Annotated in this window: 23 protein-coding genes; 5 read left to right on the top strand and 18 right to left on the bottom strand. The window is 32.8% G+C overall.

The window, feature by feature from the left end; translation table 11 throughout:
• Nucleotides 1-44 precede the first annotated feature (44 nt).
• The 4 genes from Q5Y73_RS00440 to Q5Y73_RS00425 form a co-directional block, all read right to left on the bottom strand.
• The gene (locus Q5Y73_RS00440; RefSeq protein WP_305989882.1) at nt 45-965 is read right to left on the bottom strand and encodes a DMT family transporter; all 921 of its coding nucleotides are present in this window, start codon (nt 963-965) and stop codon (nt 45-47) included.
• Nucleotides 958-2715, bottom strand: a complete 1758-nt coding sequence (locus Q5Y73_RS00435; RefSeq protein WP_305989881.1) for a UbiD family decarboxylase — start codon at nt 2713-2715, stop codon at nt 958-960. The genes Q5Y73_RS00440 and Q5Y73_RS00435 overlap by 8 nt, the downstream gene beginning before the upstream one ends.
• Nucleotides 2715-3650, bottom strand: a complete 936-nt coding sequence (locus Q5Y73_RS00430; RefSeq protein WP_305989880.1) for a COX15/CtaA family protein — start codon at nt 3648-3650, stop codon at nt 2715-2717. Before Q5Y73_RS00430 ends, Q5Y73_RS00435 begins: the two co-directional genes overlap by 1 nt.
• A gap of 263 nt (nt 3651-3913) precedes the next feature.
• Nucleotides 3914-4261, bottom strand: coding sequence for a thioredoxin family protein (locus Q5Y73_RS00425; protein WP_305989879.1), 348 nt, complete (start codon nt 4259-4261; stop codon nt 3914-3916).
• Between the two features lie 181 nt (nt 4262-4442).
• Between Q5Y73_RS00425 and Q5Y73_RS00420 the strand changes: the two genes are divergently transcribed.
• Nucleotides 4443-5654 carry a DUF2515 family protein gene (locus Q5Y73_RS00420; RefSeq protein ID WP_305989878.1) on the top strand — a complete coding sequence of 404 codons (1212 nt, stop codon included), beginning with the start codon at nt 4443-4445 and terminating at the stop codon, nt 5652-5654.
• Here the strand turns inward: Q5Y73_RS00420 and Q5Y73_RS00415 are convergent.
• From Q5Y73_RS00415 to Q5Y73_RS00405, 3 genes are all read right to left on the bottom strand, one after another.
• Complete coding sequence (locus tag Q5Y73_RS00415; protein ID WP_305989877.1) at nt 5651-7273, bottom strand: putative polysaccharide biosynthesis protein; 1623 nt, start codon at nt 7271-7273, stop codon at nt 5651-5653. The two genes, Q5Y73_RS00420 and Q5Y73_RS00415, sit on opposite strands and share 4 nt — an antisense overlap.
• Nucleotides 7274-7341: 68 nt before the next feature.
• Nucleotides 7342-8085 carry a Cof-type HAD-IIB family hydrolase gene (locus Q5Y73_RS00410; protein WP_305989876.1) on the bottom strand — a complete coding sequence of 248 codons (744 nt, stop codon included), beginning with the start codon at nt 8083-8085 and terminating at the stop codon, nt 7342-7344.
• Nucleotides 8086-8172: 87 nt separating this feature from the next.
• Entirely contained in the window at nt 8173-8910 is a 738-nt protein-coding gene (locus Q5Y73_RS00405) for a Cof-type HAD-IIB family hydrolase (protein ID WP_305989875.1), read from the bottom strand.
• Between the two features lie 241 nt (nt 8911-9151).
• Between Q5Y73_RS00405 and Q5Y73_RS00400 the strand changes: the two genes are divergently transcribed.
• The gene (locus Q5Y73_RS00400; RefSeq protein ID WP_305989874.1) at nt 9152-10510 is read left to right on the top strand and encodes a sensor histidine kinase; all 1359 of its coding nucleotides are present in this window, start codon (nt 9152-9154) and stop codon (nt 10508-10510) included.
• A 128-nt stretch (nt 10511-10638) separates the two neighbouring features.
• On the opposite strand, the gene Q5Y73_RS00395 is transcribed toward Q5Y73_RS00400, so the two are convergent.
• From Q5Y73_RS00395 to Q5Y73_RS00380, 4 genes are all read right to left on the bottom strand, one after another.
• Nucleotides 10639-10761, bottom strand: coding sequence for a cyclic lactone autoinducer peptide (locus Q5Y73_RS00395; RefSeq protein WP_305989873.1), 123 nt, complete (start codon nt 10759-10761; stop codon nt 10639-10641).
• A gap of 41 nt (nt 10762-10802) precedes the next feature.
• A complete protein-coding gene (locus Q5Y73_RS00390) occupies nt 10803-11315 on the bottom strand; it encodes an accessory gene regulator B family protein (RefSeq protein ID WP_305989872.1) in 513 nt (170 codons plus the stop codon).
• Between the two features lie 257 nt (nt 11316-11572).
• A complete protein-coding gene (locus Q5Y73_RS00385; protein WP_305989871.1) occupies nt 11573-12733 on the bottom strand; it encodes an ATP-binding protein in 1161 nt (386 codons plus the stop codon).
• 259 nt (nt 12734-12992) lie between these two features.
• On the bottom strand, nt 12993-13592 hold the full coding sequence (locus Q5Y73_RS00380; protein ID WP_305989870.1) for a response regulator: 600 nt from the start codon (nt 13590-13592) through the stop codon (nt 12993-12995).
• A gap of 326 nt (nt 13593-13918) precedes the next feature.
• Here Q5Y73_RS00380 and Q5Y73_RS00375 point away from each other — a divergent pair, with 326 nt between their 5' ends.
• Nucleotides 13919-14539, top strand: coding sequence for an HAD-IA family hydrolase (locus tag Q5Y73_RS00375; protein ID WP_305989869.1), 621 nt, complete (start codon nt 13919-13921; stop codon nt 14537-14539).
• 169 nt (nt 14540-14708) lie between these two features.
• On the opposite strand, the gene Q5Y73_RS00370 is transcribed toward Q5Y73_RS00375, so the two are convergent.
• From Q5Y73_RS00370 to Q5Y73_RS00340, 7 genes are all read right to left on the bottom strand, one after another.
• On the bottom strand, nt 14709-14885 hold the full coding sequence (locus tag Q5Y73_RS00370; RefSeq protein WP_305989868.1) for a hypothetical protein: 177 nt from the start codon (nt 14883-14885) through the stop codon (nt 14709-14711).
• Nucleotides 14886-15099: 214 nt separating this feature from the next.
• Nucleotides 15100-15993, bottom strand: coding sequence for a metal ABC transporter substrate-binding protein (locus tag Q5Y73_RS00365; RefSeq protein ID WP_371320151.1), 894 nt, complete (start codon nt 15991-15993; stop codon nt 15100-15102).
• 136 nt (nt 15994-16129) lie between these two features.
• Nucleotides 16130-17005: a metal ABC transporter permease gene (locus tag Q5Y73_RS00360; RefSeq protein WP_305989866.1), complete on the bottom strand. Its 876-nt coding sequence runs from the start codon at nt 17003-17005 to the stop codon at nt 16130-16132.
• A complete protein-coding gene (locus Q5Y73_RS00355; protein WP_305989865.1) occupies nt 17005-17748 on the bottom strand; it encodes a metal ABC transporter ATP-binding protein in 744 nt (247 codons plus the stop codon). Before Q5Y73_RS00355 ends, Q5Y73_RS00360 begins: the two co-directional genes overlap by 1 nt.
• Before the next feature lie 261 nt (nt 17749-18009).
• Nucleotides 18010-20091, bottom strand: coding sequence for a peptidoglycan D,D-transpeptidase FtsI family protein (locus Q5Y73_RS00350; RefSeq protein ID WP_305989864.1), 2082 nt, complete (start codon nt 20089-20091; stop codon nt 18010-18012).
• 52 nt (nt 20092-20143) lie between these two features.
• Nucleotides 20144-21301: a transglutaminase domain-containing protein gene (locus Q5Y73_RS00345; RefSeq protein WP_305989863.1), complete on the bottom strand. Its 1158-nt coding sequence runs from the start codon at nt 21299-21301 to the stop codon at nt 20144-20146.
• A 36-nt stretch (nt 21302-21337) separates the two neighbouring features.
• Nucleotides 21338-21754, bottom strand: coding sequence for a hypothetical protein (locus tag Q5Y73_RS00340; RefSeq protein ID WP_305989862.1), 417 nt, complete (start codon nt 21752-21754; stop codon nt 21338-21340).
• Nucleotides 21755-21947: 193 nt separating this feature from the next.
• Here Q5Y73_RS00340 and Q5Y73_RS00335 point away from each other — a divergent pair, with 193 nt between their 5' ends.
• Nucleotides 21948-23093, top strand: a complete 1146-nt coding sequence (locus Q5Y73_RS00335) for an MFS transporter (RefSeq protein WP_305989861.1) — start codon at nt 21948-21950, stop codon at nt 23091-23093.
• 85 nt (nt 23094-23178) lie between these two features.
• Nucleotides 23179-24030: an SDR family oxidoreductase gene (locus Q5Y73_RS00330; protein ID WP_305989860.1), complete on the top strand. Its 852-nt coding sequence runs from the start codon at nt 23179-23181 to the stop codon at nt 24028-24030.
• Nucleotides 24031-24065 lie beyond the last annotated feature (35 nt).

Genomic DNA, 24065 nt, shown 5'->3' with positions numbered 1-24065 from the left:
CACTTCCTTCATATCAGTTGTTCACAGTTTACTTCATTTCTATTCTACCCATTCTCAACTGAAATCTTGTAACGTTCTTTTTGTATAAGATACATAGAACATAACACAGCAACTGCCCCTAAAATTTGTATTAAACTTAAACGTTCTTGCAATATAACAAACCCAGCTACTGCTGCAGTAATAGGAAGTAAAAATCCATAAACTGAGGCTTTAAAAGAACCAAGTTTCCTTAAACCGAAATGATGTAAATAAAACGCGATAACTGTAGCTATAATGGAAGTATAGATTAAACTAATCCAGCCTATCACAGATATGGACTGAAGATAAACCACATCTACATTTAAAATAACAAAAGGTAATAAACTCATCGCACCTGCGGTCATCTCTAAAGAAATAATCAGAGTGATAGGGTACTTCTTCAAAAGATGATTCATACCAATTAGATAAGCTGCTCCAAAAAATGCCCTAGTCAAAAGTAATACATCACCTCTAAGTGTATCAATCCCAAAGTGCAAGTTATTTCCTAACATCATCAGGACTACACCAAAAAAAGCAATTGGCAAGCCAAATAAAATTCGATTAGTCAATTTAATCTCTTTTAACAAAAGTGCAAATAAAGCAGTTACAACAGGCATAAAGCCTCTACCTAATACCGCTCCATTTGCAGAAGTAGAATATTGCAGTGCATAAGAAAGCATGGCTTCCATTCCAACCGCATTTAATACACCTAAACCTGCCACCAATAACAAATCATTTTTCTTTATGGAAAATATGATGTTGTTAGATTTAAACGATAGATAAGTGATTGTCCATAGAATGGGTAATACAATCAAAAATCGGATACCGTTAAAAACCAAAGGGTCCCACTCTAACCCCCCTATTTTCATAGAGGCAATATTAATCCCCCAAATGAAATAGACTAGTGCAAATACGATGTGTGGCAAAAGGTTTATTTTTTTATCCAAAATATTCTCCCCAGCGTTTGGACACTAGTTCTACAATGTCCTCCCGTGGAAATAATTCATCAGGATATCCAGGTTTCATCCTTGCATCAATAACAATTGGAAGTTCATAATTTAGATGATGCTGACGTATTTCGCTATCAGCATACATATCTGTCGCTGGATTAAATCGAGTAAATACTGTCCATAAAAAAGAGGTTTGATCCTTTGTAATATCTGCATCATCAACCAATATCACCATTGGCCATTTTTTAAGCTTTTCTTTGTTTGCTTTTAAAATTCGTGCTGCTAATTCAGGTTCATCTTTATAGCTTTTCCCTGAAATAACTAAACAACCTTTACAGTATGGAGCTATTTTCGATATTCCTGTTAAATCTCCATTCGTGTATTCACCAGGTAGTTGTCGAATTGGTTCTCCGACACCAATCAGTACAGCCTTACTGCCATGATTTAATTTTTTCCCTGTATAATCCAAAGTGTCATGTGAGGTTTTATTAAAAATAAACAAATCTGTTTTTGGTTCAAATCTTTCTAAGACAGATTCAAATAATTGTGGAAATTTTTCTAAATCCACATTTTGGTCTGTTAATATTAAAAATTTTGTTAGTGTAAGCTGACCTTCTCCAAAAATACGAAAAGCGCTTGCTAAAACTTCTCTAGAATAACTTTCTCTAACCACAGCCGCCGCCAATGGATGAAAACCTGTTTCTGCATAGGTCCACAATTGTTTTACTCCAGGCATTGCCATTGGGAATGCTGGTGATAATAATCGCTGTAAAAATTCACCCATGTAATAATCTTCTTGTTTGGGTTTTCCTACAATGGTTGCGGGGTAAATAGCATCTTTTCTATGCCATATATGCTCAATTCTTAACTCAGGAAAATCATGAATTAATGAATAATATCCATAATGGTCTCCAAAAGGACCTTCTGGTCTGCGAAAGTGTGGTGGAACCTTTCCGTGGATTGCAAACTCAGCATCCGCTATCAGGCGATGTTCCCCGATAGGATTTTCAGCTGTTTTTAACTTTTTCCCTAAAATCAATGAAGTTAGTAATAACTCTGGTAAATGCTCTGGTACAGGTGCAATAGCTGAAGCAATAAGCGCTGGTGGTCCTCCTAAAAATACAGTCACAGGAAAATGTTCATTTTTTTTCTCAGCTTCATGATAATGGAATCCCCCGCCTTTATGAATCTGCCAGTGCATGCCTGTTGTTTGGTCATCATATACCTGCATGCGATACATACCAAGATTATGATCCTTCGTTTCAGGGTGCTCTGTATACACTAGTGGAAGAGTAAAAAAGGGTCCGCCATCTTCCTGCCAGCTTGTAATTACTGGAAGATCACTTAACGGTTTTTGTTTCTTTAATACCTCCATTACAGGAGCTTCGCTTTTAGAAACTGTTTTTGTGCCAATTTTCAGCATATCAAATATTAAATCTTTCTCTTTCCAAAGCGCTTTTGGTGTAGGAGGAAGCAGTGTATCCATTGCTCCTATAATTTGTTTCATAAGCAACTCTGGTTTGGGACCAAAGGCTAAATCCACTCTACGGCTTGTCCCAAATAAGTTTGTTACAACAGGAAAAGAGCTGCCCTTTACATTAGTAAATAATAAAGCAGGTCCACCTTCATCTATCACACGTCTATGAATCTCAGCGATCTCTAAATTTGGATCAACCGGTGCGGATATTTCTACAACATCATTTTCTTTTTTTAATATCTCAATGAATGATCTTAAATCTTGAATCATTAAATTTTCTCCCTCCACTGCCAAACTAACATGCATAAGTAACAAAGCACGCCAAACAAAGCTGAAATAATCGAAGTATGCAGCATAATAGCAATTAGATACCAAGTATCATTACTTATAGCTACAACTAATAACACACCACTAATGATTTGAGCAACGATCAAGGCAAGTGAGACTAATCCTGCTTTACGAATAGGTTCAATATGATGGTATGTTCTATAGGCAAAATGAGCGACGATCAACATGAATACAAATAATAAACTTGCTGAGAAAATATGTGTAAGTGCAACGCCTACTTTTCCAAATAAAGTTTGGAATGTATTTTGGAATAATTGTACAAAAGCTGAACCTGATTCCGTATGTTTCACAAGAGCTCCCGTGTATATGACGATGTACGCATATATTACGGTTAACCACACAAATATTCGATAACTCTTACCTACAGGCTTATGATCAATTGTAATAGGTTCGCCCCATTTAGTGTATAATTTCTGATCTTCCTTATCTATTTTCCATATAATCATTGCAAGAAGCAAGCTGCTCGCAAATGCTAAGGATGAAATTCCAAAGTGTAGAGCTAATACAGGATCTGATTGAGGCCACTTCACAGCCATTGCTCCCATGATAGCCTGTACCACTGTAAAAAACAGTGTTCCCCATGCATACAATAATGCATCCTTTCGATGTTTCAACGTTCTAATGACTAAAACTAGTGTTAATAAAACTAAGATTCCTTCAATACCAGTTACAGCTCGATGACTGTATTCTATCATCGTTGATATTGTAAATGATGGTATGAATTTACCGTTACACAATGGCCAGTCATGACCACAACCTAGTTCCGATCCAGTATTCGTCACCAATGTCCCTGCAAGCAAAACAATAAACATCCCTATCGATGTAATCGTAGCGAGCCATTTTAATCCTTTACCCAATTTTTTCACCCTTCTCTATGTATGTATAATTGCATGTTCAAAAAGTTCAGATTTCAGCATCTAGAAGATTGTACCTACATTTTGAACAACTTCTATTACGACCACTATCATTATATCGGTTAATAGATGAGAATACCATATTGGTCAATCTTAAAAAGTGAAGAAAAAAAGAATACTTTAAAAAATTCGCCGCCTATGTGGAAATGAACCCTTCCACAAAAAAAGCGACGAACTTCGTAACAAAATAACATAAAGATGATAAATTATGATTTTTGCATTGCGCCAGCAACTTCTATAGCTCGATCTGCAAAGGCTTCAATTTCTTCTCGTGTTTTTCTTAATTTATTTACGAAACGTATGAGCTCTTTTTGATTATGAAATGCAATGAAGCTTGGAATACCTAACACATTATACTGATCCACTAAATCTGGGAATTGTTCTGAATCAATTTCAATAAAATGAACTTTCCCTCCATATTTAGAAACTACCTCTGGCATGAATGGGTCTATGAAACGACAATCTACGCACCAATCTGCTTTGAACACAGCAATTGTCGGCTCTTCCCTGGATATGAATTCACTAAATTGTTTTTGACTTGTTATTTTCTCCATGATCTATTCACTCCTAATTCATTTATATATCTTTATACCTTTTTATCACATTGGTATGTAAATTATTCACACCTATTTTACCAAATATTCATATACTCTTACATACCTATTCAGAGCAAGATGAAAAAATCATGATTTTTTGTCAATGGGGAATAATCATATCGAGAAAGAAGGTGGTGCAATGTTTAAAGAGATTTTCTATGAAACAAAATATATCATAAAGAATTTTCCTAACTTCATAGAACTAAAAAAACAATACACACCTTTAAGGTATGAGCAAAAAGACTTGCAAAATATCCAAAAAAAATTAAAGCGAGCATTAGGACATCCTATATACACTAAACCCAACTACAATAAACTAGAGCAAAAAATTATAAATAAAATACAACAAACAACGAAGGCGAATAATCTTAACAACGTAACACGCACTCAAGCCTATTTAGAAATCTACAAACGAAACCCAAGTCTTCACTGGGCACTTCTAGCTCACATGGTATCTAGAAATGGTGGTTGGAACATGACCGATTTAAAAGGTGAGTTTCTCCCCCATTTACTAAGCTATGAAAAAAGACTGGCCACATTTCTAATGTTAGAACGAGCGAATGCACTTATTTTTCAAGATGCTTACCCTCAGCTATTGTTGTTTGAAGAAAGTCAACATTTGAAAAAAAACTTATTTCATTTACTCGATGCTTTCCACGTGTCTAAATTTATGCGCCCATTCTGGGAACTTTATTGGAATGAAGGGCAATCAACGTTGCTAACCGTTGCACTTATTATCAATGAGCAAAATTACATTGAGAATAGAGTCATTTCAAATCCTCAATTCAAGGAAAAAGTAATTGATAAATTTTATTTTAAGGCTCAATCCTTGCTGCAATTAAATCAAGTGATCTTCCCAATGATATCTTCTAAACATAAGAAAAAGGTGGAATTAGTTGGTCTAACTGTACAAGATTTCGCAAATCTCCATGAAAGAATTGAAGTAGGTAAAAAACTCTATGTTATATTGTTCTGTTATCAAAAACAACATCAAGCGATCGTAAGATTTTCGTTACAAGTACCACACACGGGGTCTCGTATGGATTACTGGCCTCAGCTATTTTTACAAATCAAAAAAAATAAGTCAGATTATAAGAAACAGAGAATTATAGGATGCAATATAAAAAAAGGAGCTGAACCTTTGTTCAGCCCTCAATTAGTTCATATATGGTCAGATATCCCCTTTCAGCCTACTTCGCATGAAGATTGGTTCAAGGATCTTTCTGTCTTGAAATATTTCAAAAAAGTAAAACCACCCATCACGATTGAAATGACACAAAATTATTGCCAAGCTTTAAATAAAATTGAGTTGGCTGTCATGGCTGGAAATATGCTGTTTGCAAATGATTAACGATGAATGATACGAAATACCTTTTGCATAACTCTCTGAATTGGACCAGGTAAATGACGAATATCACTCTCTGTTATTACCTTAAACTTAATCATAAATAATAAATATAAGATGCCAATGATTGGAGCAAGAATTATAGAATGAACTGCATAATTCAACCTTTCAATGGATAATTGAATGGCGGAGTGATTGAAAAGAATAACCAAATACCCTATCCCTATCAAAAGTAAAGAGGTAATGATCGTACCAATCCACCTTTTTCCTAAAACTGAGTATGAAACTGTTTTTTTCAAATACATTAAGTTTAAAAACATAACAATAGAAAAACTGATTGCGGTTGATAAGATAATTCCAACAATCCCCAACCAAGGAGCTAATAAGTAGTTCCCTATTACTTTCAAAATAATGCCTAGTGAAACGTGAATCATAGGTCTTTTAAACTGCCCTAATCCCATTAATATAGTACCTGAAGTCATCATCATAACTTGAAAAATCGTACTTGCTGTAAGATATATAATAACTTCGGTTCCTAAAGTATCTTTGAATAGTAATCCATTTATAGGCTCTGCTGCTATGCATAACACTAAGATTACTGGTAAGCTGAAAAGAACGGACAATCTTAATGCAAGAGAAGTCTGACCACTTAACATTTGTAAGTCCTTTTTCGCATATGCTGATGAAATAATAGGTAGAATGGACTGACTAATTGCAATGGAGAAGATGATCGGAAGACCTGCTACCGCCTGAGCTCTATTTTGCAAAATCCCCAACATTTCCTTCGCACTGTCATAACCTAGCTGCCCTTCCAGCAATGAAATTACAGTTGATGAGTCAATAAAATTTATGGCAGGTACAGCGATCGAAATAAGAATAACAGGACCTGAGATTTTAAAAATCATCTGATAGATTTTTTTGTAAGATAATGACGCTGTAGCATTGGTTTGCAGGTTGTTATCTTTATGTACCTTCAAATCTTGTTTTTTTAATCTTCGCCAATAAAACAACATGACTAACAATGCTGCAATTCCCCCAACTACACCACCAAATGTAGCACCTGCGATAGCCAATTGCTCTGAAAAACCTATAAATAACAATAAAGAAGCAAGTCCTACTGCAACAATTACTCTCACTATTTGTTCGATGATTTGTGAAATTCCATTCCCCATCATTTGTTGTCTACCTTGAAAATAACCTCTCATAATTGCGATGACAGGAAAAAACAATAAAGCAGGGGCAAGGGCTTTAATAGCTAACCCGGCATCCTTGTCCTCTGCGATGTATATCGCGTAATAATCAGAAGCTAACCAAAGAAATGTTGTCATTACCAATCCAGCAACAATAGCAAATTTAACAGCTGCAACATAAATGCGATGAGCCTCTGCAAATTTCCCCATTGCCATCCGTTCTGAGACTAACTTGCTGATAGCCACAGGTATACCTGCTGTTGCTATCATGAGTAATAGAAAATAAATAGAATTAGCAATACCATAGGTAGCCATTGCATTGTCGCCAAGCATGTTTTGAAGAGGGACGCGCTGGAAAATTCCTAAGAATCGTGCAGTAAAAGCAGCGATAGCCAATACTAATGTACCTTTAATTAAAGAATCTTTTTTTGCCAAAGTAAATTTCCTTCCTGTTTTTTGATCGATAGTTTATTATTCTTGTTGTTGGTGAGGCATGCAACATCTTATGTTGCTAGAACATATTCTTCAATTATTTTCGCTACACCATCTTCGTCATTAGCTAGCGTTATAACATCCGCTTCTTGTTTTACAACCTCTTGCGCATTTCCCATCGCTACACCAAGTCCTGCCGCACGAATCATCGCCAGATCGTTTAGACTATCACCCATTGTTATAACATCAGACATTTCAAACCCCTTCCACTCACATAAGGCTTGAAGTCCACTTGCTTTGCTTACTCCCAATGGATTTAATTCAATGTTATTAGGATGAGAATTTGTGATTTCTAATGTACCCCATGAATGAATGAGGTTATTTATTTCTCGTATCTTATTATCATCCTCGGTATAGAAGCCATATTTTAACCACTGATAATCATCTAAGTTATCTGCCCACTGTTCTTTATTGAATAAACCTTCAACAGCATATCCCCAAAACCACGTATCATAATGAACAGCGACCTCATGTAGTTCTTGAATAACCTTTGATTCTATAAGGTTTCGCTTTAATAATTCCTTTGGTTTTTTCCAAACCTCACTTCCATTCACTGCAACTATCGGGGTGTTTAAATTTAATTCATGTATGTATGGCTCAATGCTCTGATAGCCTCTACCTGTGGCAAAACTTACAATGACTCCTTTATTTAATGCTTGTTCAATTGCCTTTTTGTTAGCAGGTGAAATCTCTCTTTTTTCATTTAAAACTGTGCCATCCATATCTAATGCAACTAATTTATATTTTTTTGCCAAACTATTAGCCTCCTAAGTCTATATAGAATTTGAATATAATAAGGTAAATTTTTCTTTATATAAGGGTCTACATAAAGTTATATTTCACTAAATATAATTTTCTATAATTTTTGCTACACCATCTTCATCATTTGTTAATGTTACGATATCTGCTTTCTGTTTCACTTCATCCTGTGCATTTCCCATCGCTACACCTAGTCCAGCTTCACAAATCATAGCTAAATCATTCAAACTGTCTCCCATCGCAATAACCTCTGACATTTCAAAATTTTTCCATTTACAAATCTCACGAATTCCGCTAGCTTTACTGATTCCTCTTGGGTTTATTTCAAGATTATATGGATGAGAATTTGTGATTTCTAATGTTCCCCATGCATTAATCTTTTCAAAAATTTGTTTTCTTTTATTGTCTTCATCTGTAAAAAATACAAATGATAACCATTGGTTAGCACTTATATCATCTTCAATCCATTGCTCCCTACTAAAGACTCCCTCAACTGCCCTGCCCTTAAACCAGCAATTATTATAGATAGCAATCTCACGAAGCTCTTTAATAATTTTTTCATCAATACAATGACGTTGATAGACTTCATTTGGATTTTTCCAAACCTCTCCACCATTTGAAGCTATTATAGGAGTGTCCAGATTTAACTCCTGCAAAAATGGTTCTATATCTTGATAGACTCTACCAGTAGCAAAACAAACAAGCACCTTATGTTCTATTGCTTTTCTAATTGCAGCTTGATTTGCAGATGAAATCTTATCTTTTTCATTTAAAACTGTTCCATCCATATCCAAAGCTATCAATTTATAATTGTTTCCCAAACTAGTCCCTCCTATCACGTACAATATTTATTAATTAATAAGTATATCATAACCATTTTACTTAAACATTTTAAAAAACTACCTAAATGTTTCCAAATCAAAAATATATGACATAGGACTTTTCAGATACGATCATTCATGTTAAATTATATTTCGAGGTTTTTCGACAAAAAAATACATAACATAACAATTTTCTTTGAAGTTTAGAGATTTCTAATGTATAATTTTAGTAGATTAACTAATGATGATAGAAAAGGTGACTAACTTGCTTGAAACTATTTTAAATACTTTACCGATTACTTTAATATATTCAATACCTGTTTATTTCTTAATTGCTTGCTTTGCTTTTATTTTCTGGGGCTTTTCAGTTAAAACATATTGGAAAAAAATTCTACTATTTGTTGTATTAGAATCCTTCTATATAGACTTTTTTATTTTTGATTTACCTACTTATTTTTATTTTCTAAACAGCATACTATCTTACTTCATCTTTTTTTACTTCATTTTTTATCGATTTAAATTTATTTATAAATTAGCCATATCTTTATTTTCATTTATTACTTTAATATTTTTAGAAATAGTAGTTGTAATCAGCACAATAGCTATTTTATCAACTACCAGAGAAGAGCTATTAAAAACTCCTTTACATATAGTTTATATTTCATTACCAATCATGATCATCACACTTGCTATGATATACTTACTGAAAAGCAGAAATTTGTCTCCAGGAAAAGAGCTTATTTTATCTATTCAAAAAAATAAAAGAATTACATTATTATTATGTATCTTAATCATTCAATTTATTTCCATCTGTTTTATTATCACATTAGGATATACTGGACTATTTCATCAGTTATCTCAAATTATGTTTCTCTTATTAATTTTTTCAGTTGTCATAAGTCTTATCGTCATCTTATTTACTTTAAATACATTAAAACTAGCCAAAAATGAAGGGGTTCAAATCACTCAACAGTTTTATATTGAAGATGTAAATAAAATGTTCACAAGTATACGTGGTCAACGGCATGACTTTTTAAATCATGTACAAGTCATTTCAGGATTAGTAAAATTAAAAAAATATGAAGAATTAAGTAAATATACAAATGATCTTACTGGGGAAATATCTGAGGTAAATGATATATTAGAAATAGGACACCCTGCTCTAGCAGCATTAATTCAAAGTAAAACTGTAATTTCTTTAGAGAAAAAAATACATTTTCAATATAATTTTAATAATTTACACAAATTATCATTAGGCGTTACTTCTATTGATATAATTAAAATAATAGGGAATTTAATTGATAATGCAATGCAAGAAGTTGAACAGCTACCTCAAATGAATAGAAGGGTTTTTGTAAGTGGTGTTATTGATGATGATAACTTAGTCATAACATGTAAAAATCCTTGTAAAAACATTGAAGATATAAAAATTAAAAATATCTTCGAACCAGGGTTTTCAACTAAAAATGAAAATAACCATCTAGGAATAGGTCTTTCCATTATAAAACAACGTGTTGATTATTATAAAGGTTCTATTGATGTAGTATGTAATAACAATCATGAAATAGAATTTAAAATCGCACTTCCTATTAAAGTGTAACTATTCATTAGTTACACTTTAATAATCCTGTGTATAATTTATAATACATACATGAATTATGTTATAAAGAGATCTAACTTTATCTCCTCCTTGAAAAAAGGCGCCTTACAGCATGAGAACGTGATAAATTATTTTTTTAACATTTTTTTAGGTATTTCTGGTTCACCTAATATCCCTTTTTGAATATGACTAAAAATTAATGTAACAAATGTTAATACTACACTAGCATATCTAGCAACTTTAAACTTCAAGTTATTTCACCTCCTGACAAAGTGGATGGATGCTTCAAATATTAATGAATTCTTTTTGTAAATAGTGTTAAGGCTTGTACAAAAAATGATAATGCTATTACACTAGAACCTATTAATAAGTTAAAAGCAACTATAATGATTGAAATAATTTTGAAATATGGAATTGAATTCATAGAGATTTTAGTATTTGAATGGATATTTACTGGTGCTCTAAACAATACAATGATTAACGAAACGATGTTTAGCATATTAATCACATGATTATTTATTACAACTATGGGGATGGATATAAAGATACAAGCCGATACAATAGCACAAATATCTAAAGATTTAAAGTGGAATCCTCCGGAGAACATTCTCAAAATTGCAAAAGCAAAAAAAGCTAAAAATATTTCTCCTACTTTATCTATCAAACTCCCAACTATAAAACATATTAAAACTACAGAGAGAAGATTTAAAATTATTTTCAAACCATACTCCATAATTTCGACATCTGACGTTGGATCATAGTAATTTATTTTCCTAGCTATGTTTGTTGAAATTCTTTCTATCATTTTTTCCTCATCTGTGAATTAGTTTCATATTTTTCAAAACCTGAGTTAATTCTACAATATTTTTAGAATAAAACATAGGTAATATATTTTCAATAATGTATGTAAGTTGATATTTTTAGTACTTTTTGCTAAAAAAATCAAGAAAAAAACTTGCGGATAATATTTATCAGTGTAAAAAATGTAACTAAAAAAACACTATTTAATCAATGTAATAGTGTTTTTTTACATCACACATTCCTATGTATTTCAGAAAAATATCAGGTATCAAAAAACCTATCCTTCTTCAAATCCACCTTGATTTTAGAACTAGAATTTTTCTTAAGAAACCTCATGACAACCTCTGTACCATGATCAACTTCACTATTTATAATCAAATCTCCACCATGTTTCTTCATAATATTGAATGCATAACTTAGTCCTAATCCATGATTATTAGATGATTTTTTTGTAGTATAAAATGGATCAAATACTTTGTTTTGTATCTGTTTTGGAATGCCAGTTCCATTGTCATTAATGAATAAATGTATATACTTTTTATCTTCTTTTACTCCTATATTGATTTGAAGATCTGAACCTTTTTTTACAGCCTCAATTGAATTGTTAATAATATTACATATTACTTCTTTAATATGAATCTGGTCTCCATAAACAACAGTGTCATTCATTTTCATAATATTAAACTTTATATGCTTTCCCTCTATCACTGTATGTAAACTAGAAATGACTTCATCAATTAAATCAGGTATCACTATTTTTGAAATAATGATTTGCACATCTTCTGTTTTTTCTTTTATTCTCACCGTCATTTCATTCATATGTTCTGTGCTTTTCAATATTTGGTTTATAGTATTTTTTACATTTTCATTATGTAGGTTACCTTTTGTTTGTTCAGATAATTGACTCACTAATACATTAATCTTGGCAACTTCATTTTTTATAGTATGATTAATGATTGATGTTCCTGTATCCATAGCTTTTAATGTTTTATTTAATACTTGCTGCTTAAATTCCTGTTCCCATTTTTTCGTTACAATGAAAAAAAGGGTAATTACAACTAATATAGAGAATAATGCATATAAAAATATTAACGAATTATATAAAAAGTAATACATAGGTCCAACAACTATAAAACCCAATAAAAAAATGAGTGTTGTAGCCACTTTCAATGTAGAAGCTTCTTTACTCGCCCTTTCATTTAAAATAAATGAATATCCCAAATTATACTTTTTCAATATAAATGAAATAACAAATGCAATAAAAGCTGTTAGAGTTTGAAGAAGGTATACTTCATTTGAAAATAAAGAAATATCTGGTTTATACGACAAAAATAAAATCGTTTGCAACAAACCATATACAACATATCCTACTACCGATATAATAATTGCATGAATGAGCTTTAACCTAAATAACTGCCACATGAATATACACAATATAACCATTTGAGAAACAGGAGCTATAAATTCTAAATCAAAACCTTCACGCATCGAAATGGATATATATAAAAGAATTAAAGAAGTGATTATAGTTTGGGGTAAATAATTCATTACACGGATTCGGAAAATAGCAAACATTAGGAAAAATAAAGCAAAGTACTCTAGTAATGAAAAAAATGAGAATTCAAAAAAATCGATCAAAGTCAGATAAATCGCTCCCTTTCAATTTGAAAATATCAATCATTTATCTATTCTTCATTTTATTTCTCATACTTCTTAACTGAGATTTAATAGTTTCGAATGATTTATGCAGCTTATTAGCCATTTCATTTTTGGTAAACCCTCTCTCGTTTAATTCATACAGCTCTCGTTCAGCAGGAGTTAAAAGTGATAGTTTTACCTCTGTACGATTTTTTCGATATGCTTTTCTTAGAATTTCAGCAACATCAGAATGAATTCCGGCTGTTCCATAGTATGCATCACGTATCGCCTGATAAATTTCCAAAGCACTATATTTAGATAAATAATTAACAACATTATTTGCTGCGAATGACTCTAATATTACGTATTCTTCCATAATTCCAGAAAGAATAATAATCTTGGAATCTACTTCTTTTTTATTTGATAGCTCTTGAGCGATAACAATCCCATCTAGATTATTATCGGTTAAATTTATATCCAAAATGATAATATCTGGATTATACTCAACAGCCAGAACCAATGCTTCTTCTTTAGTTGTTGCGGTACCCATTAAATGAAAATCTGTTTCATTTAATATCCCTTTAGATATATTCTCCAACCAAAAAGAACTATCTTCTACTAATAAAATACTTATTTTCTCCATTAGACTGCACCTGCTTCCCTATCTTCATGAAGTGCATCATTTTAAGAGGTCAATTATCCATTCCACACATTTATGGAACTTTTTTTATATAATAATTAACACCTTATACCAATATACCATAAATTGATAAAGAGAAACTTGCTTTCAGTCGGAGTTTTTTATCTCCCACTGAAAATTAGGCTGGTGCAGGAAGTACTGACGAATCACAACTTTGTGATATAATCTATTTCAAATAAAATATCAGAATAATATCTCGTCAGTATGAATATAAACTAAAGTGAAATTTCCGAGGAAATAATATCAAGAAGTAAGGAGAGGAGAAAAAATTGAAACATATTATCTTTGATTTTGATGGAACTATCGTACAATCGAAAAGATTAACTATAGACATTTACAATGAGCTTGCAAAAAAGAATAAATACAAAATTGTTGAAATGAATGAAATTCCATATATAAGCACGTTAAGTATACCCCAACGAAGTAAATACCTGAAAGTGCCATTGTGGAAACTACCTCACCTACTAACAGAAGTTAGAAAAAAATATACTCAAAGAATTTTAAAAATTCCTACTGTAGAAGGTGTACCAGAAATGATAAAAGAATTACACAGATTTGGATACCAGCTTGGGATTATATCAACAAACACAGAGGAGAACATAACTGAATACTTGTCTATTCACAATATTAATCATATCAGCAAAGTGTTTTGTTCTACTAATTTATTCGGAAAACATAAACTTATATATAAATATTTAAACCACTTTAATGCAGATAAAGAAAATGTCATTTACATTGGAGATGAAATAAGAGATATTGAAGCATGTAAAAAGGCAAAAATAAAAATCATTTCTGTTTCATGGGGCTTCGATGCAAAAGAGCTTCTAGAGCAAGGAGAGCCAGATTATATAGTAGATGAACCTAAACAAATTAAACATGTCGTTATTTAATCAACAATTCATCTGATGATGAATCTTTATTTGTTAAAAGAACGTCTTCTGATTTTCTCCGTCATTCTAATTTCTATGATGATTGCACATATAAAAAATAAAATTAGAAAAATCCACAAAAAAAATAATATTTCCATACTGTTTACTCCTTTTAATAAGATTTATTTGATTAAACGGTCACTTCTGAGATATCAATAAGACGTTCGTAATCTTCAGTATTATTGATATTAATAGGATCAACATCTTCACTTCTATCATCAAAGTAAATATTACTTCCAACAAAAGTAACACCACCAACTAAAACACATGCACATAATGTAATTAAAAGAGATCTTTTTAGCTTCATCAAACATACCCCCGTGTTTTGCAGGTCAAGTTGCATTTCAAATTTCCATTAAATTAGCTTTTATTCCCATTATATAGCTCTGAAGATGACAAAAGGAGGGTGAAATTATTTCACCCTTCCTTACTTCTTACTGTATTCATTTATTGAAACAGGTTACTAACAAACAAAAAACCATCTATGAATTTCAAACATAGATGGTTTTCTTTATCTCTTCTTACTTAGAAGTTACACCATTATAAATCATATCAATATTCCATTCCATCATTTTGATGTAAGTATCTCCATCTTCACCTGATTTTCCAATAGAATCTGTAAACACTTTACCAAAAATCGGAACTCCTGTTTCATTCGACACAGTCTCCATTGATCTCGGATCAATACTTGTTTCTAAAAATAATACAGATACATCTTTTTCACGAATTAAATCAACAATGGAACTGACCTGTGAAGGTGTACCTTGATTCTCTGAATTAATTTCCCATATATATCCTGCATCAAAATCATAAGCTGCACTAAAATATTTAAATGCACCTTCACTCGTAACTAAATATCGCTCTTCTTTTGGAATTTCACTAAAACGATCAACAGCTTGCTGATGAAGCTCTTCTAACTGTGCAATATATGCCGCAGCATTTTCATCGTAAATATCTGCATGCTCTGGATCTACTTGTTTCAATGCATCCCTAGCATTTTCTGCATAAATAATTCCATTTCTTACATCTAACCATGCATGCGGATCAGACTCATTCTCTTTTCCTTCTGATGTAAGATATTTCACTTCTACACCTTCACTTAATCGGAAGACTGGTGCATCTTCACCAGCTTTGCCTGTTGTTTCAAGTAATTTTTCAAACCAAGAATTCCCACCTTCTAGATTTAATCCATTATAAAATACGGCATCGGCATCTGTAGTTTTTTCTACATCAGACGGTAGTGGGTCAAACTCATGAGGGTTGGCACCAATCGGAACCATACTGTGAACTTCAACTTGATCTCCACCTACATTTTGAACTATGTCATATAAAATAGAATACGTAGTGACTACCTGTAGCTTATCTCCTTGAGATCCACTCTCAGATTCTTCTGAACTACATCCAACTAACCCCATAAGAATAATCAGAATTAATGAACTTATGAATAAAAACTTTTTCAACAAAATCACCTCTAAGTATATATAATTTACCCGCAAAAGCTAGACATGCTTCTAATGAACTTTTGTTTTACTTTTACGAGGCCTTAAACGATTAACCTCTAGCTAATGATTTGGTACTTTTCGATTTGATACTTCTCCATAACACTCCTTGTTTTGGAGAGAAAATAAATGCAAGTATAAACATTGAAGTAGCTGTGAGTACAATCGTTGCTCCAGAATCCAAATCAAATCTGTTGCTGAAAAATAGTCCCACGATGGAAGATAGTGCACCGAATCCTGAAGATAAATAAATCATGATCCACAATCGATCTGTAAGTAAATACGCTGTTGCTGCAGGTGTAATTAACATCGCTACAACAAGAACAATTCCTACTGTTTGTATAGAAGCCACAGTCACCATCGTAAGTAAAATCATTAATAAGTAATGAATCATTTTATTCGGTAATCCATAGGCTGCTGACATCGTTGGATCAAATGAACTTACTAAAAGCTCTTTATAAAACAAATAAATCATAACTAAAACAAACACTCCGATTCCAAACGTAGCCCATAATTCAGAAGTTCTAACAACTAATAAATTTCCAAATAAAATATGATACAAATCCGTGCTGCTTTTCAACAATGTTACCCAGATAATCCCGATCGAGAAAGCAAAGGTAAACATAATTCCAATGGCTATATCATTTTTGATTCTACTATTCTGACTGATGTAACCAATTCCAATCGTTGTTAATACACCAGAGACTACAGCCCCAAAAAAGAAATTAATACCTAACACATAGGACAATGCAACACCAGGTAATACAGCGTGTGAAATAGCATCTCCCATTAGAGCCATACCCCGCAAAATAATAAAGCAGCCGATGGCACCACATATAATTCCTACGATAACAGAAGTGAGGAATGCCCTTTGCATGTATTCATACTCCATCACATAGTTAAAATAATTTATAATTTCGCCAAACATTAAACACTCACTCCAATCTCCTTCATAAAAGCAAACTGACCCTTATATGCTTTTTCCATAATTTCAGGGCGAAAAACTTCATGTACAGAACCAAATCCAATCAACTCTCTGTTAATTAGCAGTAACTTGTTAAAATAGCTTTCTGCTTTACTTAAGTCATGATGGACTACTGTCACTGTTTTTCCTTGACTGCTAAGCTGTTTAAGAATGTTAATAATTGTTTCTTCACTTCCTAAATCCACACCGACAAACGGTTCATCTAAGAAAAACAATTCAGCTTTTTGTGCCAAAGCTCTAGCAAGAAAAACTCTTTGCTGCTGGCCACCTGAAAGCTCTCCAATTTGTCTTTTATAAAACTCCTCCATTCCTACTTCCTTTAAACACTCATAAGCCCACTCTTTATCACTTTTTTTAGGTCTTTTAAACATACCTATTTTAGGATAAGTACCAAGAAGCACGGTTTCTAATACGGTAATTGGGAAATCCCAATCTATATCATTTCGTTGAGGTACATAAGCGACTTGTTTACGAATTTCTTTTACCGTTTTATCATAAAACATAATTTGCCCATTATCTTTTGGAATCAGCTGTAAAATCGCTTTAATCAACGTTGACTTGCCAGCTCCATTCGGTCCTATAACACCTAATAAATTCCCTGCATCTAGTTTAAAAGAAACGTCTTTAACTGCTATATTCCCGTGATAAGATACGTGTAAATCTTCCACATGAATCGCATTAGACATATAAAATCAACTCCTTTTTATGAAATATGTAAATGTTTGTTCAAGGTATAAATTTTGCCTTAGGGAAACTTTATATTAAAAAAAATATGATTGAATTTAAAATTGTAGTTGTATACACAAAAAATGGAAATGTGATTCTTTATTCCCCATTTAATAAATTTATTATACACAAAAAAGTTGAACCTGTGCAACATTTATTTTCAAAAAAGACGAAATCGCAATGATTTCGCCCTTTTAAACTTGACAGATCAAATGTACATTTTAGTTTTCAGTAGTTTCATCTTCATCTGCATTATTGTCATTCTCTTCACCCTCAACTTCAGCAACAGCGGCTTCAGCTTCTTCATCATTTTCATTCTCGAAACCAAAATAGGCATCAAATATCTTTCTAGCTATTGGACCCGCCCCAAAGGAACCATAACCTCCTTCTGGAACAACAATCGCAACCGCTAGTTTAGGGTCTTCAGCAGGTGCAAACGCAACAAACACTGCATTTTCTACAGTTTTTCCAGCAACTGATTGCTGAGACGTCCCTGTTTTCGCTGCAACAACATATGGAAAGTCTTCAAAACCAGCTTTATTAACCTGTGTCATCGCACTGTGAACTAGTTCCCAGTAAGAGTCTGAATATTCAACTTCATTTAACACATTAGGTTCAAACTCTTCTATCGTTTCACCTTCATAGGTTGTTATTTTGTCTACAAACTGTGGCTGTAGACGTCTGCCTTTATTCGCAAGCATTGTAGCATATTGACCTAATTGTAAGGTCGTATATCGTGCTCCCTGCCCCCAGGAAGAGAAGATTAAGGAAGATAATATACTCCCTGTTTGTTGTGTATCCGTATATTCAATAATTCCGGTTAATTCCTTTGGTAATCCACTCTCTGTTGAAACACCTAATCCAAATTGTTTCATATAGGAATCCCAAAGATCAAGTCCCTCTTGCCCTTGCTTTGATAACGGCTCACCTATCATGGCTGACATGAAAGTGTTTGATGAATTTTCAATTGCTGAAAATGCATTTATGGTTCCAAATGCTTTAGAACGTGCATTTCTAATAAATGAATTATCATTCCCGAAATAAAAAATTCCAGTGTCACTGTATGTTGTATTCGCAGTAATTAACCCTTCATTTAATCCAATTAAAATAGTTAGCGGTTTAATTGTTGATCCTAGTGGAACGATTGAACTTGGATGTTTTCCTCTTTCAACAGGATCTTCATAATTCGAATAGGAGGTTGAAATTGTTCCATTTGTAAAATATATCTTGTTTTCCTCATAGTCTTTTTGAGACAATCCCCCTTCCCAAATATTTGGATCGTAATCAGGCATACTAGCCATGGCAATTACTTTTCCAGTATCCACCTCCATGGCAACTGCATAACCTGTGGTTGCATTCACTCCGCTTTTGTTCCAACTAGTATAATAAGGATCTGTTCTCAAGTCTTCAATATGTTTAAGAATACCTTCTTCTGTCGCAAGCTGTACATCTTTATCAATGGTTAAATATAAGTTATTTCCTTTAATAGGAGGTTGGACAACAGGATCTCCAATTATTCTTCCTAGTGCATTAACTGGATAGGTCATCGTCCCGTTTTTTCCACGTAATGTTTCCTGATACATAAATTCTAGACCATCAAAGCCTACATATTCCTGATCTAAGTATTCTTTTATTATATTTTGGTTACCATACTTTCCCTCTAAATATCCAGTTAAATTACTCGCAGAATTAAACTTTTTTAAATAACCTGTTAATTGAACTGCGATTGTATCTTCACTATATTTACGAACACTTTCCTCTCTTACATAGACCCCAGAAAATTCCTCTTTGTGCTCTAAAATATAAGCAATTTCTTCCTTAGTAAGATCTGTTTTCAATCTTCTAGGACTTGAACTGTAATTCAAAATTGTTTTTTCTTCTTTATTAATATCAAAACCAACATCCATATCATTTACGATTTCAGCAGCGGATTTAGTTGATTTTTCCTTGTCTCCATACTGCTCAAAAACTTCTGCTAATCTATGAGCTAAATCAATGACTTCATCTTCATCTGGATTATTAGGTAGTTCGTAATACAGAGATTGACTGGATGTTGAATAGGCAATCGCATACCCATTTACATCATATATGTTTCCACGTATCGGAGGAATTGGATTAACAACTTCTGAGTTTGTATTTTTTAACTCCTTCAACTCACTTCCTTCCACAAACTGAAGAAAAGCTAGTCTGACAATTAATACTGAGAAAACAATAAAAACTGCAAAGAAAAATATATTCAATCGAAAAGCAAAGTTTCTTCGCTTTGCCCATTCGCGTTTTTTTGGATCATTCAAGCTGCTCATATCCGTCTCCCATCATCTTTTAGTCATCTTTATTATAATTGAAAATATATCTCTATGCATCCTTTATATGTGTTTCATAAAAATCTTTGGAATTAAACCAATTTCCTCCAGATGAAACCCAAGTAGTGTCTAGTGGTATCCACTCACCCGATTCTGATAAATATACTTCATTCCATGCATGAGGTCCCATGCCTCCCCGACCATCAGAACCTAATCCAGTAACCACCTTTACATCTAACTCAATGGCTCTTGCCATCACAGCATACAAACGAGAAAAATCGATACAAACCCCTTGTTTGGATCGAAATGTATCTTCCGGTGTTTGTTCCAACCAAATATTATCTTCCTCATAAAGCTTTACTTTTTCCCAATTATATTGAACTCTTGTACCAACCCAATCATATAAAGCCTTCGCTTTTTCTTCATCTGATTCTTTATCTTCTACAATGACTTGGGCGGCTTCAGTTATATCTTCTGAAATATTGTAGTCTATAATTTCATATTTCCTTTGCAAAACTTCTCTATATTCATCCTCTGCTTCTTTAGCTATTACAGGTAAAGTAGTCTCTACAAAATTGTGACTTAATGGCTGCAGTACTTTCTCTGTACCATTTTGATAGACAATAGAAGATTGAATATAAGAAGAATAAGGAGCTTGGGGAAACAAAGTAACATATATAAACAAAATGAATACAACCAAAACTACTTTTCCAAAACCCATAATTCCACCAATAGCTCCTCCAAGTAAATGACTTATGAGTTTCGGAATTTCTTTTTCTTTTTGCTTTTTATTTATCAATCTCTTCGTCTCGAATATTTTCAGTATTATACCTAATACGATCATCATCATAACTTGAATAATAAAATATCCAATTAAAAAAATAAATATAAAGCGGATAAATGTAAAATCTCTTATAGAAGACAATAAGATGTAATAGCCCTTTTGCAACATGTTCAAATCATCAGAGGGGATTTGAATTGACATTGAAACTAACCAGGTCTGCAACATTGGAGAAAGCCAGTTTGTTAATTTCCAAGAGATTATAATAACAACGATGTTGATCATTATTTCTTGAACTGCTTGGGATAATTGAAATGCAGACCTGGACATCCCTTTTTTTATCCCTTGAAAAAAGGAATATAGAAAGATGATCACTAAGAACAAGGTAATTAGATTTATGCTTTGGATGTTTTCAATTAAAGTTTGCAAGTTATTCCCTCCAACATACATAAACAAGTTTCTGATTTATCTTGAATCCTCTAACAATTTTTTTATTTCATCATTCATTTCTATAGTATAAGTCTCTCCACCGTATGTAATCGTTAATACTTTTGAATCCTCTTCCCCCTGAATCGTTACATTATCATTTTTAATGATAAATTCACCGTCAATCGCTTCATTAATTACATACTCTTTTATTTCATCTAAGGCTAGGTCTACTAAATCCTCTTGTGTAATTAAATCTATAATTTGATCACCTGCAGTTCTTAGAGTATCGCTGTAACTAGAGCCATAATAGATTAATACCGCAACAACTGCTATTACGATTAACCATTTCATTAATGTTTTTACTAGTTTTATTACAATAAACAACACAATGATGGCAGCTAGAATGATATACCATTTTTCCTCAGCAAACAGTATCCAACTCTCAATATCCATCTAACCCCTCCTATCTTTCTCTACTAGTTACTATTATAACCATTATACAAAAAAAGACCCTGTATCGCATGTTCAAACATGAAATAAAAGATTCCAAACATACAATAAGCATATTTTTATAAAAGTAACGTACAAGTAATAACAAGCTATATATGTATAGTAACTTATGTATCTACGAATGGATGGTGTTTAGATGAAGACAGCGATATGGCTCTATTTATTTATGTTCATCGCTTTTTTTGACTTACATGCTCAATTCCCTATTTTGTCTCCATTTGCCATTTCACTAGGGGCTACACCTTCTTTTATCGGTTTGATTATGGGGATGTATTCATTAACCCACATCCCTGGAAATATACTTGCAGGTTATGGTGTAGATCGTTATGGCAGCAAGTATTTTATTATCTTTAGTTTAATCATCGCTGGAGTGCTTTTAGTAATTCAATCCTCTGTAACTAATCCTTGGCAGCTGTTAACAATTCGTTCTATCAGTGGTTTCATTCTTGCCTTCCTATCACCAGCATGTCTCTCATTGTTGGCTAAGATTGCAAAAGATCAAATTCATCAGGGTAAATTAATGGCTGGAAATGGACTTGTACATACGTTAGCATCCATCGTATCTCCAGCTGCAGGTGCTTTATTGGTAGCAAAGGTTGGGTATACGGTTGCCTTTTCTCTCTTAGGTTGGGTGCTGATCATTACTGGAATTATGGCTTTTTGGGGAATACAAAATATTAAAACCACCAATATTCAGAATACGACTAAACATTCTCAGCCATTAACTACAATAGACGATCATAAAATCCCCTGGTTGTTTTATATTCTTCCATTAGCTTTGTCGTGCTCTCAGGGCATATTATTTTTTGAATTACCTTTAATTCCATTGTCTAGAAACTCCATTATGGCTTCTGGACTTCTATTTTCTATTGTTAGTCTTGGTGCTTTATGCACTTTAAGCTTGTTGTTTTTAAATCGAATATCCCCCTTTTTAAGAACTGTTTCAGGATGTTTGTTATTAGCAATGATATTTTTTGATATGGCCTTACATCAGCTTTTTCCCTTAACCATCTCTTTATTTATCATAGGAATGGCAAAAGGAATCATTTATCCAGCCATGGCTACCTATTTAACACATATGTCCAGTGCTTCGAAATATGGTCGAATTTTTGCAGTGCTTTCTATTGCTATGTCATTAGGAGCTTTTATAGGCCCAGTTATTGCTGGTCAAATTCGTGACGTATTATCACCTTATTTCATTGCTTTTATCTTTTTATTCATCGCTCTTTCTATGTTGCCTTACCCTAAACGTTTTTCTATATTAACAAGCAGGAAAACATAACTAGTAGAAATTTTCAATATTTAACTATTTATGAAATTCGTTTATTCTTAAATGTAAATAAATCTATATTCAAGGGGGAAAAAAAATGAATGGAAAAATCGTACTTATTACCGGTGCTAATGCTGGTATGGGATTGGCAACTACGATTGAAATCGCTAAAAAAGGTGCAACTGTCATTATGATGTGCAGGAACAAACAACGTGGTGAAGAGGCTCTCAAAACTGCAATTGAACAAAGCGGATCTACAAACATTAAAATGATGATATGTGACCTTGGATCACTCGAAAGTATTCACTCATTTATTAATCAGTTTAAGGAAAAATATAATCATCTAGACATATTAATTAATAATGCTGGTGTAATGACTTTAAAAAGAGAGGTTACTCGTGATGGTTTTGAAATGCAATTAGGGGTAAATCACCTAGGTCATTTTTTACTGACAAATTTACTTATAGCGCTTTTAAAAAATGCTGAAGAGGCAAGAATTATTAATGTATCTTCTGGAGCTCATAAAGTAGGCAAAATCCATTTTCAAGACCCTTTTTTAACAAAAAGGTTCGGATTAATGAAAGGATATGCTCAGTCTAAATTAGCTAATATATTATTTACTAAAGAGCTATCAAGAAAACTTAAAAATACCAATATTACTGTAAATGCATTACACCCAGGGGCTGTAGCAACAAGTATTGGTGTAAACCGTAAAACAGGCTTTGGGAAAAGCTTTATGAAACTAATGAAACTATTTTTCTTGTCACCTGAAGAAGGTGCATCCACTGCTATTTATCTTGCAACTAATGATGAAGTTAGACATATCACAGGTGAATATTTTTATAAAAAGAAAATATCTCTCGTTTCAAAAGCTGCCTTAGATGGTGACCTTTCCAAAAGATTATGGACTTGGAGCGAACAACAAGTAAGCATTTACCCACAAAAGTGAAGAAGCTTCTTTAGAGACCCAGTTCATGGAGGAAC

Source organism: Chengkuizengella axinellae (assembly GCF_030730905.1).
GTDB classification, from domain to species: Bacteria; Bacillota; Bacilli; order Paenibacillales; family KCTC-33759; genus Chengkuizengella; species Chengkuizengella axinellae.
Note: the sequence above shows the minus strand (reverse complement) of the source record. Positions and strands in the feature narration are given on the sequence as shown.